Source organism: Peribacillus sp. Bi134, assembly GCF_918698065.1.
GTDB lineage: Bacteria > Bacillota > Bacilli > Bacillales > DSM-1321 > Peribacillus.
Genome location: NZ_CAKKLN010000003.1, coordinates 1 through 19,730 on the forward strand (window position 1 = coordinate 1; position 19,730 = coordinate 19,730).

Consider the following 19,730-nt stretch of genomic DNA (forward strand, 5'->3'; position numbering starts at 1 on the left):
TGCAACTTCCAAATAATTAAATAGAAAGGGGGGAGTTTCTTGGAAGTAAAATTATCTCACATGCAAGTACAATTGAATATGAAGCTTTTGGCTCTTAAATGTTTATTAATTAATCATAAAAAAGAAGGTACTCTCTTTTTTAAAGAAGATGTAACCAACTTACAGAGAACACAATTATTCCAAATATACTTTTTTCAAAAACCTGGACCTAACACTTTTATTAATGCATTTCCTATCCCAATTAAAGAGTTTCAGTTTTATAAAAATAATAGTGATCATTACTTTTACATGAAGTCGTTTTTTGAAAAGTATTACGGGATTATTGAAAATGACCTAACATTTTTTGAACAATATGACATTAGACGTCCTTTTGTTGGAAGGAGATTTATATGGTATCACTTTGTATAGCAACAGTCACATACGTAAAGGAAAGAAAGGAGCGGAAACTAAAGGATAATGACTAAAAAAAATGATCTTTCTTTTAAGAACCGTATGTCAAATCAAAATAAAAAAAGATACAGGAACAAGTGGGAAAAAGGAGCACCGTTCATTGAGAAGCAAATAAACATTAACAGTTATATGGCAGGTATAATCACTGGATTTACAATGGGGGAAGGATCTTTTTATTTGTCTATAAAAAAAAGCAAAACCCATAATACGGGTTATTTTATACAACCCACATTTGGAATCAATTTAAAGCTTGATGACTACGCTATACTTGAACAAATAAGAGATATTCTATGTTGTGGAACAATATACAAGTATAAAAACACAGCTATGTATAGGGTTACAAATATTTCTGATATTGTCGAAAGAGTGATTCCATTTTTTGATCAGTATCCACTAATTAATATTAAAAAGGATGATTACAACCTTTTTAAAATCATTGTATATAAATGTGCTATGGGAGAAGGCAAAACCATTGAAGGAATACAAAAGCTGAATTCAATTAGAGGGTTTATGAACCTAGGTAAAAGTAATCGAGAAGTACAAAAATACTAACCTATATGAGAACTATTACTCATTGCATATATTCAGGTTAAAAAATCAAATTTATACAAATAAGAAGGGATGTTAATTATGGAACTTAATTATGAAAAAGAAAAAAGAATTGGACTAACACCGCAACTTAATCACCTTATAAAAACCATTCCTAATGATAATATTTTAAGTCCAGAAGAAATAGCGGGTTATATTGGTATGTCGGTAAGGCAAGTAAGAAGATATTGTGAGCAAGGTATAATCAAATCTTATTGCTTTGGGCGGAAATATATTGTATATGGAAACGACTTTAAGGAGTTTATGTCCAATTCACAAGTTAGATCAGCTTCAGCTAGAGAGGTGTTATATGAATAAAAAATTTGTTGCGCTTTCCTTTTTTAAGGGAAATAAAATAAATTATTATTTAGACGGATTATATATTTATTTTCCTTGTTTTAAATGCCAGCAAAAATCAATTATGAATTGCCTGGACACCAGATGGAAGTGTGAAAAGTGCTGTGAACAAGGTTCATTAAGACATTTAATTGAATTTATTGAATAAAACCCTTTAGATACCGTAAAAAATTATAAAATATATAATCCTGGGCAAAAAATAAAAGAAATAAATAAACTCTTTTCCAGTTTGATTAGAAAAAAAAATGATGAAAAAATAAATAATAAAATTAAATTACTTCAGAATGAAGTTAATTATTTAATAAAATTTCTAAAATGAAAAAAATATAAAAATATGTTTTTATCACATAATCAATATTTCACTGATTATGTTTTTTTATAGAAAATTAGTCAGATTGACCACAAGTTTGGTATGACTATTAATTTTGTATAATCGTTGCTTCATTGGTTAAATATAAATCTCGATGATAAATAAATTAAGGAGGATGACTCTAAATGAGAATTGATGAATTGAATCTAAATAAAAAAACACTCGAAAGATTAAAGGATAACTTTGAAAATGTTGAAGAGTTATCTGATTTTTTTATCGCAAAAGGGATAACTGCATTGCGTGAAAAATGTAAGATTGGCCACAGGACTATAAGTTCAAGTTTGCTGCCAGAATTATATGGATTAGGTTATATCCCTCCATTGTGGCAACAAAAAGAAAAGGAAATCGGTTGTAAATTATTAACCAGCAAACAAGTTGAAAAGGAACTTGGGATTCACTCGAAATCTATACAGAAAATCATTAATTCAGGTCATATTGGTCAAGGAGATTTTTTTCTAGTCGGAGAGGAATTAACAGCACCATCATACCAGATTTATGCCTTCCGAGAGGATAAAATTGATATCCTAAAATCGAAATACGATTCCACATTAACAGACATTTCATTAGAATTAGGGATGAAATTGGGATCGGTATCATATTTGCTTAGAAAGTATTTATCTGATAAAGAGTTTAAAGAAGCTTGCCTAACACGTAATCGTTGGAATCGTAGTTGGATTAATGATAACAAAGAAATGATTTTAGAACGGACTGAAAAGGTTTACAGACCAAAAGAAAGTGATTATACCAATCTTATTGGCGATGATTTAACCGAACTAGTTGATAGTTATATCACTTACCGATTGGAGAACCATGAAATAGTAGTACTTGAAACTAATTATGCAAATGAAAAACTTAAATCAACCGCTGTAAAAGCTCATCGTAAATTCTTAATTAATTGTCTTTACAAAATTAAATGTAATCAGGCTGAAATACCTGATTATTGGGAAAGGGGAGAGGGTTTAGCGTTTAGAAAGTTGTCTTTAGAGGAGCAAGAAAAGATAAAACAAATTTCTTATGATATGTACATGTTTAACAAAAATGATACCGAAGCCATTAGTAAAGGTAGTACCAGCGACTACTTCAAATTTAAACAAGTCCAGGAAATAAAACCGTTTTTAATGTATGTGCTAATGATGAGAGAAGAAGTTTACCACCAAAAACTGGAACAAAGTTTGGAGTCGGATGATGAAGATTTCGACTTACAAAAAGAATGGGCAAAACTTAAGGTTGCTCATAATAGGATTCTCAAAGCTTTAAAGCACCAGGTCCCAAATAAAAGGCCTGAACCTTCTTATAAACGAAGTAAATTTTATGCTTCGCGACAACAGGTGGTACAATGCTTAAACGCCGTTAAGATGAATTGGCATATGCTTTCGCCAATAAAACCGTACACTCAATTAATTCTGGGTTTTTTTACAGCCATCAGGCCTGCGGAAATGGCTAAACTAAAAATAGAAAATCACCTTGATATTGAACAAAATAATGAACATCAGGACTATGGCTTGTTGAAGAAATATCTGATTAAAATGAATCACCAGGGTAAAGCAGAGTTTATAAGAACAGAAATAGATAACCCTGAAGGATGGTCTCGAATATGGATAACCAAAGATATAGCTAAGGGTGAATATTCTCCTAGCCCAGAATATGGTACTTTAATGGTGCCACGCGCTGCGGAATGCTTAAACGACTATTTAAAATGGTTGTACAAGCAAAACATTTCTTCAAAAGGAAAAGGATTATTATTTCGGCCAAGCGAGATGCATCCATATGATCCGTATGCATCTGCAAGAACAATGTTAGACTGGATTCACAGATATAAATATAAAATGTTTAAAGGTGTACTTTCCGAGGATGAGATAAAGGACTTTACCTACTACGTTTCCCGTCGTACTGGAAACAATTTAATTGTACAAACTTTTATTTCAGACCAGAGAATAAATGAATACAAGTTGCGAGCTGCTGAGGTTCATTGTAGACACGAGATGAAACAAGAGATGAGAGAAAATGAAAAAGTATTTATTGCTCCGAAAGGAAAAACAAATTCTGATTTTTATCAGGAGCCAATTCCTTTATGGAATTATTATCAAGTATTAAAACCTACACTCCATTTCCCGTTTGATCAACAAGACTTGTTCGAGTGGGAAAAGAAAAATAATGATCCCCATTTGAACCAATTTCATGAATTACAAAACACAAATAATAATCAAACTGTTGAAATCGATAAGATGTTGAGTATACTGTCCGATAAGTTAGATATTTTAAGGAAACACGATACTGCTTTGGAAGCTGGTTATAAGGGAGAATCGAGAATTAATAAGATTGCGGAAATAAAAAAACAAATGGACGAGCTTTTGGAAGAGAAAAATTATATGAGAGGAAATCATTTTAAAGATGGATTATGAAGAGTTTATAGAAAAATGTAAAAGAATGGGACTAAATCCTATCGATTATTTAGTTCCTAAAGACAAGTTTAAAGAAATAGATGATGAAGCTGAGTATGGGATTGAAGAAATTGAGTATTTGATTGATAAAGCAGAAAGGACGGTAAGAAGATGGTTAAGTACGGGGTATTTGCTGCCATTTAAAAAAGGACCATACAAATGTTATGGAATTGAAATTAAACGGACATTATTCAAGGAATTCAATTCCCAAATAATGTACCGTTTTGAAGATGGAAGGAAGGGTTCTTAAACCCTTTTTTTTTGATGAAAAATTGACCTAGACTAGCTAAAGCGGAGGTCATAAGGGGTATAAGCAATTTTGGACAATCGTATGCTCGGGAATTGTGGACTAAAAAACCATGAATGGTCATAACGGCCATAATGGTACCTTTAATTCCTACATGTTGCACGATATGGACAATCAAGAAGGCCTTTAATGGCCGTTATGGCCGAGACTTATCAAAAAACCGTGAATGGTCATAACGGCCATAATGGGACCTTTGAGTCCTACATGTTACATGATATGGACAATCAAAATGGTCGCTAATGGCCGTTATGACCAAGATTTAGAACCAAAACAAAAAGCATGAAATTATTGATCTTAGCGGAAACAAGAAAGGAACTCTGTTGTTAGATAGTAAAGGTAAGGCATTTGTTGCTGAAGGATGATTTGGGAAAAGTGCCTATGGCTCTTTTCAGGCTGTCGGCAAAGTCGACAGCTATTTTTTGTATAAAGTTTACTAACAATATATTGAGCCTTTCATTCGAATAGACAACTAAATATGCTTTAAAGATGATCATCTTTTTCATAACTTCATTGAGAAAAAGGGGGTTGTCTACACTCTGAAAATTATCATAAAGCTTTTTTTCTGTTGATTACAAAAGAACTTGATCTTCAGTTTTTATGTTTTTTTATATTTATTGTGTGCTAAAAAATATAAAAAAATATATTTCTATCAAATAGATTAAAAACAAAAAAGTGCAGAAATTATATAGATGAATAGAATTCATTTTCATAGCGAATACTGGTATCAAATGTCTATTACATTCAATACAACAACCGAGAAGAGAAGGAGGAGATAACATTTTATGAATGAAGAATTTCAACCACTTGAAGACATAGCGAATTCGAAAACGACTCTTTCGCAAGCATTGTTGTTTATGAAAGAACATCGTTATTGGTCTGAAACGACATTCGATAGTTATCAATTTGATGTGAAGCTTTTTGAAAAATATCTTGTAGGTCAAGGATTAGAACCTACATTAGAAAATGGCCAACACTTAAGTCTTGTGAACAAATGGATTGTTCAACAAAAAGAAAATGATGTCGCGTATAAAACTACGATGAGAAGAGTTGCAGCTTTATCGTCTTTATATTCGTTCTATAAAGACTTAGGGATTGTTCAAACGAATGCTTTTAAAGCATCTAGTGTACCAGGAGAGCATGTTGAGCCACACAGCCGCACATTAGAAATGGATGACTTAAAAAAGGTGTACAGGGCGATAGACGACTTCGAAAAGGAAGCTATTTTTATCGGAGTTCCCATTAAACTGCTGCTGTTCACAGGCTTTCGCAACCATGCCATTATCAAACTAAAAGTAGAAAACATTAATTGGGAAGAGGGGTTGATTGTTTACAATCAAAAAATCAGGAATACGAAAAATAAGATGCAGGTGTTGCCGTTGCCTCCTCTGTTTATGGAAGAACTTAAGAAACACGTAATAGAGAGGGAACTAACAAATGAAGATCCACTTTGCTATGGGATTAAAGGGTTTCCGCTCAAGAACAAGCAGTTGAATGCTTTAGTCAACAAAGTGAACGATTACCTTAATTGGAGAGGGGAAGAGAGGGTTACTCCTCATGGTTTCCGTTATACTATTGCTACACTCTTAGACGAAAGAGGGTTGTCGGTAGAAACCATTAAGTATTTGCTTGGCCACAGTTCAGGAACAAATGTTGATCTTTATCTTAGACGACATAAACTAAAAATTCAGCAAATCAAATCAGAATTGACTAATATTGAGTCCGAATTAGAACAAAGCCTTGTTGAGGATAAATATGAGGATAATTCGCTCGACCGTGAAGTAATGTTCAAAAAACAATTAAACAAATCGGACGGTGTTTTGCCTTTCTCGGAGGAGTTTATTTTGCAATTATCAAAGTCAAATCCCCAGTTGTTAGAAAAACTGATGATGGAACATTATCAATAATACTGAACTTTTCTAATAGATGAGCGGCTGACAACACACGGTTTCCGCTATACAATTGATACGCTTTTCTACGATAGGGATTACCGTTCAATCCGCCTGATGTAAATTGAACTATTATCGGCTGAACTGTGACCAAAACATGCTACCAGATGGTATCTATTGATAGTTCAAATCAAAGATGAATAATCTATAAGATAGTAAATATAGTTTACTCGATTACTTCTGGATGTCCTTCATTGTTAATTAAAGGGTAAGAACCAATATTTGATTAAGATAAAGGAAAATGGATTTGTATCAAGTGCTGTAAATACATTCAGCCTTGGTAAAAACTTGAGCTGGGCCGAACTTTGAATTTATTCAATGAATAAAAATATTGAAAACGGCAGAATTAATCTGCCGTTTTTCTAACTATGGAAAATTTTAAGCATTAACCAATTAGAAAACTATTTATCGCTTTTTTCTTTTGTTCAAAATCGATATGTGTGTACACACTCGTAGTAGCAAGACTTTCATGGCCTAATAATTCCTGTAACGTTCTTAAATCCACTTTATCTTTGTTTTCTTGCAATAGTAAGGTAGCAAACGTATGCCTTAAATGATGAAGAGAAAATCGGTGAGCGGGTAAGCCAGCCCGTTCTAGAATCTCCTTGAAAATTTTGTGCAATCCACGAGGATTTAAAGGCTTATGTTTTTGATTATAAAAGATCGGTTCACTGTAATGTTTTTGCTGCTCCAAAAGGGTTTCTTGATAATCTTGAAATAACGGTAAGACAATGGGATGAAGGGGGAGAAGGCGTTCTTTTCTCCCTTTTCCTCGAACTAAAATTGTTTGATTTTCTAAATTAATTTGCTCCCATGTTAAATCCACTAATTCTTGACGTCTCATTCCTGTTGTTGCGAGTAGTTTAAACATTAATTCATTTCTAATTCTTTGCGGTCGTGGATCTTGTTCTAAATAGGCAAATAATTTGTGAAGCTCCTGCAAGGTCATATATTTAGGTAAATTCTTATCGGATTTAGGTGCTTGAATACCTGCTGTGAAGTCAGACTTCATGTAGTTTTCTTTTAAACAATATTTACTAAATGATTTTAAGCACGAAATGCGGCGTTGTAATGTTCTTGGCTTAATACTATGATTGAGGACCTGATCTTGCACAAAACGACGGACACTGGACGATGTGAGTTCATCTAAGTCCAATGATCGGTTGTTAGCAGTTAAAAACTCACCGTAGAGTTTTAAATCGAATGCGTAACTAGTTAAAGTGTTCAAGGAGTAATTTTTCTCAACTTCTAAGTACATGAGATAATCATCCGAAGCTTGAACGTAATTCATAATTATCAGACCTCCTGGGAATTATTCGGTCCAACCCAAGGAATTATGTTCGAAACCATTTATTATGAGAACTAACCGACTTATAGGAAGAACCCTAGTTATCGGAAGCAGCATTGAATATTATAGTAAACTTGAACCAAGTTAGGGGACAATAATGAACCTTATAGGAACTTGAAGCTGAGACCACTTGGTACTATTATGTTTGTTTCTAGTTTACATAATATATATTATAGGAAGTTATATTTTTAATGTTAATTTCGTCTCATATCTTAAGAATACTTAACTTAGTGAGACAAAATGCAAATTTTTATATTTAATCATGGTTATTATTTATCTATAATCTTTTTATCTAATTACAGATACATTTATCGGCATACAGTTTTTCTTGGATTTAAATTAATTTGTTTTGCACTTTTTTTCATACTTACTGATTAAAAATAATATTGGATAATACATATTGATGATTATTAATATGTATTATCCTTTACGTGTTTTCAATGTAACTTTAAAATCCACTTTCAACAAAAAAACAGTCATTCCTTATTCTCCTTCTTAATCACCTAATTAATGTATGATCCAACTATCTATGAATCCGAATAATACCAGGCTCTAATCAATTTGTGAAGAGTTGGCAAAACTAAATGTCCCCCACTCTGTCCACCATTTTAATCGAGAGATAAACACTAACTACTCCTAATGAACATAGCACTGTGTTCACAATATTGGTATTAAGATTGACATTCAGTAAAAAAGAGAAATTTTGAAATTGCATTAGAAATATCGCACAAAGAATTGTCGGTATCGTTTCTCTTTTCCAAATACCAAAGAAAAAGAGCGGTATTAAACTAATAAGCGTAACAATTAAAGAATGAACAATCATCTTACTAAAATATGAGGTAATATCTTCAGCAGTCGGTTGCCCGTTAATGATATGAAATGCCTGATCAAGTAAATAAGTTGTCACTCCAGATAACAAAAAGGATACTATCGTACAAAGGAAAACAAAAAGTGAGATAAAAAGAGCCTTTGCCATAACTAATTTTTTTCGACTTATCGGATATCCGAATGAAAGAGATATTGTTTTATTTTTATATTCATCGATTACAACCTGATTAATAAGAGAAGCTCCGAAAAGGACAAATCCCAGCTGCATTGACATCATAAGCTGGATGATGGTTGAATAACTTTGACCGAATTCCGCACTGACCATTTTAATAAAAAACATGGGCAAAAACATCAATATACCCCAATATATAATCAGCTCACTAAGGATCATTTTTCGCTTTAACTTTCTCCACTCCAACTCCATTAATTTAACCAACTTTTCCACCTCCATGAATTTGTTGATAAAAATAATCTTCTAAAGTACTTGTATGCTTTTGTATTTCCTCGATATCTACATCATGCATAATTAGTTTTTTTGATATTTCGCTTTGCGGCAAAGTGAGATCATATATTCGAATCCTATTATCCTGCACAATTTTCATATTGGAAATTTGGAGTTCATACTCAAGTAAATAGATTGATTTCTCCACATCTTTTGTGACAATTTCAATATAGTCTGTCCGTTGCTTACTAATATCCGCTAAAGTCACTTCGTTCACGATCTTTCCATCCTTAATGACACCAATTCTGTCAGCTACTTGTTCAATTTCCCCTAAGATGTGACTGGATAGAAGGAAAGTAATTCCATATTCCTTATTTAACATTCGAATTAGATCTCTTATATCTTTTATACCAATTGGATCAAGGCCGTTTGTAGGTTCATCTAATATAATCAGTTCGGGCTTCGTAATAATTGCTCTTACAATTCCCAGTCGCTGCTTCATCCCAAGCGAAAAATCGCTCACCATTTTATCTTCAATCCCAGTTAGATGAACCATCTCCAACGCTTGTGTAATTGCCTTTTTATCATAAAAACCTAAGTATTCACAATGAAGCTGAAGATTTTCCATCGCAGTTAAATGTTCAAAAAAGATTGGGTACTCAATAATACTTCCGACCCGTTTCAAGCCAGACTTCACAGTTTTCGTTAACTTCTGGCCAAACAATTCAATCTCTCCTGTGGTTGGACTTATTATTCCTGTTAGCATTTTCATGATTGTCGTTTTCCCTGCACCATTTTGACCAAGGAAACCATAAATTTCACCCTTTTTTATATGAAGATTCACATTAGATACGAGCAATTTCCCTTTTACCTTTTTTGTTAAGCTATTTGTTTTAACAACATAATCCATCATCTTTGCCTCCCTTATTGCTATCTACTTCTATCTTAGTCAGAGAAAGTATCTTTTTTCTTTCTCAATCCTTACATGTTCCTTAAGTTTAGAAAAATGACGTAAGAGCTCATATCAATCCCGAAGCTAAAAAAGAGCTGTTCCGTTAGAACATCTCTTAAAGAAGTTTTAATAGGTTATTTGTTTGAAAATACAGGTAAAGCTCGTTTTTTCATAAGGCTTACTGTATAAATGGATGGTACCCTTCATCTCTTCTGTTAAGCGTTTTGATATGCTTAGACCCAATCCGCTCCCTTGAAATTTTGGATTTCTGGCATCATCTAATGTATATAACCGGTCAAACACCCGATCTTGATGGATTTCGGCAATACCCTTACCTCTATCCCAAATCTCTACAGAAACAGCCCCATCACCCTCTCGAAGTGTTAATCCGAAGACCCCTCCATCACTGCCATATCGAATTGAATTTGAAATAAGGTTATTAAATATACGATTTAAGGCTTCCTCATTACCTAAGATGTAAAGATGCTGATCTGGGATATCAACTTCTACCTGAAGTCCTTTTGCGAGCAGTAAATCATAAAACTCCAATACATTTTTTCTGCAAACCTCATTGAGTGAAAGTTTACTTAAAGGAATCACATAATCGTCTGATTCTATTTTTACCAGATCAAAAAACTGATTAAGTAAACCAGTTAAGTTCAATACTTTTTCATGCAGCCTTATCATTAATACCTTCTTTTCCTCTTCAGTAATCATTTCATTCAGTTTCAATTTTTCTACATAACCTAAAATAACCGTAAGTGGTGTTTTTAAATCATGAGACATATTGGATATTAATTTTCTTAAGCTATCTTTTGTTTTTACATAATCCGCAATAACTTTTTGATTGAAATCCAATAGCCTGTTTATTTGAATGAGTAATTGCTGAATGGCTTGCTGATCGGTCGGCATCAATACTTTTTCAGATGTTTCATATTGGATGATATCGCTTAATTTTCCACTTATTTCATAAAGGTTTTGCTTAAGTTTTCTTCGGGACAAATACTGAAAGACATTTATGATTACTAAAAAAATAATCATTGCAAAAAGAATGGTTATCATGAGCTACACACCTAATTTATAACCAATCCCCCATATCGTTCTAATATATTGTGGGTTGGATGGGTCCTTTTCAATTTTTTCACGAAGTCTCCTTATATGTACGTTAATGACATTTTCATTCCCGTAATAATCATCTTCCCAAATAAAGTGGTATATTTGTTCCTTTGTAAATACTCTGCTTTGATTGGTCATAAACAACTTTAATATGTGAAACTCCTTTGATGTCAGTTGGACAGTTCTCCCTCTAACATTTACAGTAAATGAATTTAAGTCAAGGGTGAGCCCTTCATAATGAAGAAGATTTTGGGTGGAGTTGCTTTCGGATGGATGATATTGCGTTGCCCTGCGAATGGCAGCATGAATTCTAGCTGTTAATTCAATCATCGAAAATGGCTTGCTTAGATAATCATCGGCGCCAAATCCAAGACCAAGCGCTTTGTCGAGATCACTTCCTTTTGCAGAAATAATTAATATAGGAACCATGCTCGTTTCTCTTACTTTTTTCAATAAATCCATACCAGTAAATTTAGGAATCATTAAGTCAAGGAGAAGCAAATCGGGTTCTTTATCATGAAAGAGCGCTAGAGCCTCTTCCCCGTCAAACGCGGCATGTACTGTATAATTCTCCTGCAATAGGGCACTTACTATTAATTGACTAATTTCTACATCATCCTCAATTAGCAGAATACTCTTCTGCATACTTCCACTTCCTTCTGAGTGTTGAATTGTAAATGTACCTTATTTCTATATACGCACTATAAATTTTAAAAAGCACACAAAATAGTTATTGGTTCGATTATTCAATTAATACACTTTAGTTGACTTATTATTTATCATTCTTAGTCATTTACTCTAAGAATCTCTAATTGGTTTGTTGTAGTAAGCAAATCTATTGTATTATTTCCCTTCGTGTAAAAAACGGAAGCCCCTTCACTTTTCCCCTTTTTCCATCCATTCGCTTTAAGGGCTAAGTCATATCCATATGGTATGCCATTTTCTTCAGAAGCCCTTGACCATTCATATCGATTCCCTTGCTCATTTATCTGAACCAATTCAGCTTTTCTAGGTACAGGGAATTCATATAAATCTTCTGTAGTTGTGTATGAAGAAGAAATGAAGTAATAAATGATTGCCCCGCCTATTATTGATAAAGCAGCTATGGTGAGTGCCCCACTAATCCTTTTCTTCATTTGCTTATCCTTTCCTAAAGACATAGTTATAAAAGCGTTATCTAATAATTCTGTAGTAATCTAAATTAATCCTGCTTAACTGACTTGATCTACCAATTTTGTTATTCTGATATATAAAATAAATGGCAAAATGAGAAAAATCACGGGGTAACACTTCCATAAAATTATATAAATATAATTTATCTCGATGGCAATTCAAAGGGTTTTATCATGAAGGTTCCGCTTTCTTCCTGAGATTGATGATAGATCCTCTGTTTAACCACGTATCTCACCTATAAGACATATTCACTTAACTTATAGCATCATTATGCTTTGACCGCTTTCATAAGTGCAACAACATGCTGAGAATCAGTAGGTGCTGAGAGTTATAAGGTAAACCTTTAAAACGAATTGATTAGAAACACTGCCTGCCTTCAGCAATCAGTTCTTGGGTATCATGAGTGCAATTCATTTATATGTAAATCGTAAAACTCGATTTTTACATATTATAAAAAAGTATTTAATAAATTTCTAAAATCATTGAGAAATGCCAAATCACATTTAAAGGGTTTAAAGATCTAAGGTAGTCTGATTAAGCGGAACACTAATCACGAAATGTTGATTACCTATTTCTTTGGTTTCTTTACATGTGAATGTCTTTATTAAGAAGTTGCTGAAAGTTGGTTAGCAAGTCATTGATGAGTATACCTTTTTTTCTGTCTTGAGATGGCTTTTCAGATTAGAGTTGCGAAAAAACCAGTCTTTCCTTCAACCTTCTGTTATAAATAAGGGTAATGCACTTTTAAAAAAAGCGTATCCTTGGGCACCTATGGAACCTATGCCCAATAGATAAAAAGGAACAAGAAATCGCACTTGATCTCTTGTTCCTTTTTGTAAGATAGGCTATTTATGTTCGAATGGATTCGATACGGCTTTGGATGAATTCGAACGAGGTTTTTGCTTCTTGGACGATTTGGTTTATTAATTCATTGACGGTCAATATTTCTTTTATCAGTCCTACGGATTGACCGCATGACCAGATGCCTCCGTCTAAATTTCCTTCAAAGTATACTTTCTTGCTCCTTTGTCCCGTAATTAGCGGAATCAATTCCTCTATAGTGGCACCTTCATTTTCAAGTTTATCCACTTCTGTACTGACGGCATTTAATGCTACACGCGACGGACTGCCTATATTCCGTTGGATGACGACAGTATCCGTTTCATTGGCCGATACCATCCAATGCTTCACATTATCATGAATCGGCGCTTCTTGCGTTGCCATAAAGCGAGTACCCATGACGATACCTTCAGCACCGAGTGATAAGGCACTGATAAGGCCTCTGCCATCCGAAAATCCCCCGCCTGCTATTACTGGTATAGTAACGGAGTCAACCGCTCGAGGGAGCATGACAAGTGTTCCTACATCACCCATGCCGGGATGTCCGCCTGTTTCATTCCCTACAATAATAATGGCATCGACCCCTAATTTCTCTGCCGACATTGCGTTTTTGACGTTCGCTACCTTATGTATCACGGTAAAGCCGTGCTCTTTAAGTCTGGGCATTAAACTTTCTGGGCTTCGGCCACTCGTTTCAACAATTTTTACATCTTCGTCAATTAAAATATCGATGAACTCATCATTAGGGGTTGCCGTTTGACTTGGGAACAGGTTCAGGTTGACAGCAAAGGGTTTCTTGGTCAAAGTTTCCACTTTCCTTATTTCATCACGGAGACCTTCTGGTGTCACCTGTGTTTTTGAAGTGATGATGCCGAGTCCCCCCGCTTCTGAAACAGCGGCTGCGAGCGGGGCTCGGCCAACTTGAAACATCCCGCCGCATATAATCGGATAATCAATCCCCAATAATTCAGTAATTCTCGTTTTCATTTGCCATACCCCTTTCATTTTTCAAGGATTTCTATAAGTCTGCTTTTCTTACATAATGTACACACGCATGTCTAAATACCATACTTATGGAGCCGCTTGTAAAATGTACTTCTTGGTATATCCATAAGCTTTGCTGCAGCAGTGACATTCCCTCTTGATTTTTGTAATGCCTCTATCATTAGATCACGTTGAATTTTTTCACGGATCGTCAGTTCATTTCCCTTGATCCCATTTTTACCCGGTTCTTCCCATGCAGGAAAATCATCATGCCGTGTAACGGTCTGGGAATGCATGGAATTCAAAACTTTAACATAATCAAGAGGTCCTTCTGCAAGTAAGATGGTCAATCGCTGAAGTACATTCTGCAACTCTCTAATATTGCCTGGCCAATTGTACTCCTTTAAACGGTTCAATAATTCTTCAGTTAATGGAATATTCCAATTATTCTTCGAACACAAGTAGTTGACTAAATAAGGAATGTCTTCAACCCTTTCCCTTAAGGGAGGTACATGAATGGGGTAAACGTTCAGCCGATAGTATAAATCCTTACGAAAGGACCCTTCATTGACAAGCTCTTCAAGATTACGGTGTGTTGCAGTGATAATGCGAATATCCAATGAAATGCTTTTTGTGCCGCCGATCGGAACGATTTTTCTTTCCTGAAGAACACGCAGTAAGGCAACCTGCATCGCTGAAGGGATTTCACCGATTTCATCGAGAAAAATGGTCCCTCCATTTGCCTGCTCGAACTTCCCTTTGTGCCCTTGCCGTTTAGCCCCAGTAAAAGCGCCATCAACATACCCGAATAATTCACTTTCCATTAAATCTTTAGGTATGGCTCCGCAATTAATCGTGACGAATGGTCCTTTTTTGCGCATGCCATTTTCATGGATAGCCTTGGCAATAAGCTCTTTCCCGACCCCTGTTTCACCGGATATATACACATTTGCTTCTGTCGGTGCAACAAGCTTCACTTTATTTAATGTGTTATGAAAGGACTCACTAATCCCTCCTTCCCCTTTGAAGGCAAACCTTTCTAAAGACATTGAAGCAGGAAAAAGCCTATTGGTTTCATGACCATAATTCTCTGATAAGAATAAACACTTACCGGAAATCCTATTATCCTCTTTGGATAGAAGCGGATTCTCCTTTACGATTCGATATCCATGATTTAACAGATCGACCAATGCCATACCAATGGATTGAGGGATTTTTTTGCGAACCTGTTTACTGGCGGAGATAATCATTTCTTTGTGATTACAGACGATAAAAGGCAGATCTGGATAGGTTTCTGCAAGTTCTATCGAGTGCTGGGTCAGTGCCAGCTCCTTTTTATAGGAACGGACCCCCATTTCCTGTTCGATCGTATAAGCCAAATTGGCTACCATACCCAGCATGGATGGATGGAAATATTCTACTGGACATGATATATCCAAAACTCCCAATATCTTACCGTCTTCATTTAAAATAGGCATCGCAGCGCAACTCCATTTGTGTGAGGCAATTGAATAATGCTCGGTCCCTTGAATCATTACGGCTTCACCCGTTTTCAACGCTGTTCCAATTGCGTTCGTTCCGACTTCACCCTCCGTCCAGCATACGCCCTCCACAAAATTTATTTTGCCTGCCTCATCGAGTATTTTCTCGTTTCCGGAAAGTGAAAGGACATATCCATCCGGATCGACCAATAAAGCCATCATTCCCGATTCTTTTATCGATTGATTCATCCTGGATAATTGGGGGGATGCCACTTCTAATAGAAACGAGTTTTTTTCTCTTTGAATGTCCAATAATTCATTCGTCAAAATATGTTTGCCTTTATTAAGGTATGGATTGACTTGATCTTTTTTGCAGCGATGCCAGGATTCCATTATTCTCTTGTTCAGACGATTTGAATCGAGAACGCCTTCACTGACAAAGCGTTCCCAAGTACGTAGATAACAACTAGTGGATAGCATATAATCCTCCTCTAATCATTTGGTTTAAACCTTCACTTGACCAGTCTATCTAGAGGAAAAATACCATGGAGTATAAAATAGGATGTTAATCGAGGTCTTTTTAATTATAGTAGATTATGTATTCGCTTACAATATATAGATTGAGTTTGCAAAAAAAGCATCATGTGATCATTCACATGATGCTTCTCCATTGAACAATATAGTTTATGAGAAAATAACTCCTCCATCAATCATGATGGATTGCCCTGTCATATAATCCGAATCCGGTGATGCAAGATAAGAGACGAATTTCGCCACATCTTCTGGGGTTTCGGAGCGTCCTAAGGTTATGGAATCTGTAAACTTTTTAAATGTTTCCCCTTTAGCAAGATTCATATATTGACCCATTTTTTCATCGATTAAATCCCACATTTGCGTCCCGACAATTCCTGGACAGTATGCATTCACCGTAATGCCAAACTGGGCTAATTCCTGTGCTGCCGCTTGTGTAATTCCTCTTACGGCAAATTTCGTGGCCGAGTATGTACCTAGTAAGCTAAATCCTTTATAACTGGCGATGCTGGCAGCATTTATGATTTTCCCGCCTTCTTGCTTTTTCATTTGTTCAGCCGCGGCTTGCAGACAAAAGAGGACACCATTTACATTTATATTGAAAATCTGTTCAAGATCCTCTTGAGTTACTTCCAATAGAGGCTTTATTTGTGCAATTCCTGCATTTGAAACCATAACATCCAGTTGTCCAAAACGTTCCACAACTTGCTTCACCATTTCAAATACTTCCCGTCTATTGCTTACATCCGCTTTAACGGCAAAGCTTTCACGTCCAAGTGCCCTAATCTCATTCACGACCGATTCAGCCGTATCCAGATTGACGTCATTAATGACCACATTCAACCCATCTTGAGCTAATCTTATTGCAATGGCACGTCCGATACCACGACCTGCACCAGTGACTATCGCCACCCGTTGACCGCTAGCCATACAAATTCCCCCTTCAGTTTTAGCAATGCACAGCTTGACCTACAACATTTAAAAGAGCTTCATGTATGGATTCCGACAAGGTTGGATGTCCTGCTACTAAATCTTCTATCATATCTGCCGTTATTTCTGCATGCAGCATGACCGTTCCTTGACCAATCAATTCTGTTGCATGCTGACCAACAATGGAAAAACCTAAAATTTCATTATATTGTGGGTTCACAAGAACTTTGACCTTTCCTACCGGTTTATTGGAAAGGACGGCTTTCCCGTTTGCAGAAAAAGCGAATTCACCAACCTTAATCTCTCCATATTTATTACGCGCTTCTTTTTCGGTCAAGCCTACACTGGCAATCTCCGGGGAGGTATAAATGCAGCGAGGAATTGCCCGGTAATTCACTTGTGCAAATTGACCGCAGGCATTCAGAGCCGCCACCCGTCCTTCATGAAAAGCTACATGGGCAAGTTGTATGCCCCCTATCACATCACCACAGGCATAAATCGATGGATTGCTTGTTTGCATTCGATCATCCACCGAGATGCCAAGTCGGGAAAAATCAATATCGTTTCCCTCTAAGCCCATTCCGTTCACTCTTGGTTTTCTCCCTATTGATACGAGTACGTAATCAGCATGCATTTCATCCAATTTGCCATCGCTATTCTCTAAATATACCGTCTTACTGGTTGCATTGATGTTTTTGACAGATGTGGAGGTATGGACTGTAACGCCTTGGTTTTTCAATTCGTCATGCAGAATCCTTGTGATATCATCATCTTCCCCTGGAAGCAGCTTTTCCCCCATTTCGATAACGGTGACCTTGGTGCCCATCCTGCTATAAATACTGGCAAATTCACATCCAATGACACCACCTCCGACAATTATCAGCGAATCGGGAATGGCAGGAAGTGACATGGCATGGCCGCTGTGGATGATCCATTCACCATCAAACGGCGCAAAAGGTAGTGGAATCGGTTCTGACCCCGTTGAAATGATGATCTTACTTGCCTCGATTACTTCATTTTTATTTCCGTTCTCGATCAGCAGTCGATTACTTGGAAGGATGGAAGCCCTTCCCTGAATGACTTTTATTTTATTCTTACTCATTAAATATCGAATGCCGTTCACTAGTTTAGATATGACCTCTCTCTTTCGTTCCTGTACGGTATCCCAATCGACTTCAATCGAATTGGAGGGAAGGCGAATTCCCATTTGCCCGGCATTTTTCACCAAGTCATACGTATCGGCACTTTTCAATAATGACTTCGTTGGCATGCAGCCTTCATTTAAACAGGTGCCCCCCAATGGCCCATCCACTACCAATATGACTTCGTTATCCTGCTGGGCAGCAGTGATTGCCGCTACATACCCTGCAGGACCTCCGCCTATAATTGCTATACGATTCAAGAGTTTCACTCCTTTTCTATAAAATCACGGTGATCGGCTCTTCTAAATACCGTTTTAGTGTTTGTAAAAAGGCAGCCGCGGGTGCCCCGTCGAGTACACGGTGATCAAAAGTTAAACTGAGTGGCAGGATCGTTCTCTTCTCCAAATCTTCGCCAATATAAAGCGGGGTATCGTAAGCAGAGCCAATTCCGAGTATCCCCGTTTCCGGTGTATTGAGAATAGGTGTGAAGTGCTCAACTCCATATGCCCCGAGGTTACTGATAGTAAAAGTGGACCCTTGCATGTCTTCAATAGGCAATTGAGAGTCACGTGCACATCGCGCCAATTCCTTCCCCTTATTCGATAACTGTCTTAAGGTATAATTTTCGGCATTTTTTATGACGGGAACAACGAGTCCATTCTCCAAGGCCACCGCTAATCCAAGATGGATATGCTCATACAAAATGATGTTATCTTCAATATAAGCACTATTCATTTTAGGATGCTCTTTAAGTGAAAGCACGACAGCCTTCGCAACAAAGTCCGTTATAGTCAATTTAGTTGATTCATATTTTTGCAGTGTTTCAGCAGTCTGTTTTTGCAAAATGACTAGATCAGTGACATCAGCTTTCATCGTTATAGTTAATTGGGCACTGCTTTGCAAACTCTCCTTCATACGTTTAGCGATGATGTTCCTCATTCCGGTCACAGGAATCTGCTGCGGTCTCTCTAAAGTAGGTTGGGGTGGGGGAACTATGCTTTTTTCTGTATTTACCGGCATCAAATCCCTTTTCTCGATTACTTTCTGTACATCTTCTTTTGTGATTCTTCCGCCTGGCCCGGTACCTTGTATCGTCTCGATGTCAAGATTCGCTGCCTGTGCCATTTTTCGTGCAACCGGGGTGATCATCAATCGATCTCCCATTGGCAAAATGGGTGACTCTATTGTTTTCGGCTTTTCTTGTACAGCAATTTTCGACTGTGTTTCTTCAGCAACAGGTTCATCGATCTTTATTTTTTCATTCGGATTTCCAATATGACAGATAACGGTTCCTGGAGGTACTCCTTGTCCTTCTTGAACAGCTATATTCAGAATCGTACCTTCAGCTGGAGATTCAATTTCCATTTCTATTTTCTCTGAATTGATGCTGGCTATTGCTTCACCTTTTTCGACTGGATCCCCAACAGCCTTACTCCATAACGAAACAGTACCTTCTTTCATTGCCATGCCCAATTTCGGCATTACCACTTCGACAGCCATATCT

General features: G+C 36.3%; 17 protein-coding genes. 6 read left to right on the plus strand and 11 right to left on the minus strand.

The features are described from left to right. Positions 1–39 precede the first annotated feature (39 nt). The 6 genes from LQ188_RS05930 (at position 40) to LQ188_RS05955 (ending at position 6,417) form a co-directional block, all read left to right on the plus strand. Positions 40–408 (plus strand): hypothetical protein, encoded by a 369-nt coding sequence (locus tag LQ188_RS05930; protein WP_230176280.1) that lies wholly within the window; start codon positions 40–42, stop codon positions 406–408. A 48-nt stretch (positions 409–456) separates the two neighbouring features. Further along, positions 457–1,002, plus strand: coding sequence for an LAGLIDADG family homing endonuclease (locus LQ188_RS05935; RefSeq protein WP_230176281.1), 546 nt, complete (start codon positions 457–459; stop codon positions 1,000–1,002). A gap of 78 nt (positions 1,003–1,080) precedes the next feature. Beyond that, entirely contained in the window at positions 1,081–1,356 is a 276-nt protein-coding gene (locus LQ188_RS05940; RefSeq protein ID WP_230176282.1) for a helix-turn-helix domain-containing protein, read from the plus strand. Between the two features lie 534 nt (positions 1,357–1,890). Continuing rightward, entirely contained in the window at positions 1,891–4,167 is a 2,277-nt protein-coding gene (locus LQ188_RS05945) for a hypothetical protein (RefSeq protein WP_230176283.1), read from the plus strand. Beyond that, a complete protein-coding gene (locus LQ188_RS05950) occupies positions 4,157–4,456 on the plus strand; it encodes a hypothetical protein (RefSeq protein WP_230176284.1) in 300 nt (99 codons plus the stop codon). The genes LQ188_RS05945 and LQ188_RS05950 overlap by 11 nt, the downstream gene beginning before the upstream one ends. Before the next feature lie 839 nt (positions 4,457–5,295). Continuing rightward, the gene (locus LQ188_RS05955) at positions 5,296–6,417 is read left to right on the plus strand and encodes a site-specific integrase (protein ID WP_230176285.1); all 1,122 of its coding nucleotides are present in this window, start codon (positions 5,296–5,298) and stop codon (positions 6,415–6,417) included. Between the two features lie 427 nt (positions 6,418–6,844). Here LQ188_RS05955 and LQ188_RS05960 read toward each other — a convergent pair whose 3' ends face one another. The 11 genes from LQ188_RS05960 to LQ188_RS06010 all read right to left on the minus strand — a co-directional run bounded on the left by LQ188_RS05960 (position 6,845) and on the right by LQ188_RS06010 (position 19,726). After that, positions 6,845–7,750, minus strand: coding sequence for a tyrosine-type recombinase/integrase (locus tag LQ188_RS05960; RefSeq protein ID WP_230176286.1), 906 nt, complete (start codon positions 7,748–7,750; stop codon positions 6,845–6,847). Positions 7,751–8,387: 637 nt separating this feature from the next. Beyond that, complete coding sequence (locus tag LQ188_RS05965) at positions 8,388–9,071, minus strand: ABC transporter permease (protein ID WP_230176287.1); 684 nt, start codon at positions 9,069–9,071, stop codon at positions 8,388–8,390. Further along, positions 9,064–9,987, minus strand: a complete 924-nt coding sequence (locus LQ188_RS05970) for an ABC transporter ATP-binding protein (protein WP_230176566.1) — start codon at positions 9,985–9,987, stop codon at positions 9,064–9,066. The genes LQ188_RS05965 and LQ188_RS05970 overlap by 8 nt, the downstream gene beginning before the upstream one ends. Before the next feature lie 168 nt (positions 9,988–10,155). Next, positions 10,156–11,091: a sensor histidine kinase gene (locus tag LQ188_RS05975; protein WP_230176288.1), complete on the minus strand. Its 936-nt coding sequence runs from the start codon at positions 11,089–11,091 to the stop codon at positions 10,156–10,158. 3 nt (positions 11,092–11,094) lie between these two features. Further along, on the minus strand, positions 11,095–11,790 hold the full coding sequence (locus tag LQ188_RS05980; protein WP_290370099.1) for a response regulator transcription factor: 696 nt from the start codon (positions 11,788–11,790) through the stop codon (positions 11,095–11,097). 140 nt (positions 11,791–11,930) lie between these two features. After that, complete coding sequence (locus LQ188_RS05985) at positions 11,931–12,281, minus strand: hypothetical protein (RefSeq protein WP_101222156.1); 351 nt, start codon at positions 12,279–12,281, stop codon at positions 11,931–11,933. Between the two features lie 886 nt (positions 12,282–13,167). Further along, positions 13,168–14,145: a nitronate monooxygenase gene (locus LQ188_RS05990; RefSeq protein WP_230176289.1), complete on the minus strand. Its 978-nt coding sequence runs from the start codon at positions 14,143–14,145 to the stop codon at positions 13,168–13,170. A gap of 71 nt (positions 14,146–14,216) precedes the next feature. Next, complete coding sequence (locus LQ188_RS05995) at positions 14,217–16,103, minus strand: sigma-54-dependent Fis family transcriptional regulator (protein ID WP_230176290.1); 1,887 nt, start codon at positions 16,101–16,103, stop codon at positions 14,217–14,219. Positions 16,104–16,307: 204 nt separating this feature from the next. Further along, entirely contained in the window at positions 16,308–17,084 is a 777-nt protein-coding gene (locus LQ188_RS06000) for an acetoin reductase (RefSeq protein ID WP_230176291.1), read from the minus strand. Between the two features lie 19 nt (positions 17,085–17,103). Next, entirely contained in the window at positions 17,104–18,486 is a 1,383-nt protein-coding gene (lpdA, locus tag LQ188_RS06005; protein WP_230176292.1) for a dihydrolipoyl dehydrogenase, read from the minus strand. Positions 18,487–18,502: 16 nt separating this feature from the next. Continuing rightward, positions 18,503–19,726, minus strand: a complete 1,224-nt coding sequence (locus tag LQ188_RS06010; protein ID WP_230176293.1) for a dihydrolipoamide acetyltransferase family protein — start codon at positions 19,724–19,726, stop codon at positions 18,503–18,505. Positions 19,727–19,730 lie beyond the last annotated feature (4 nt).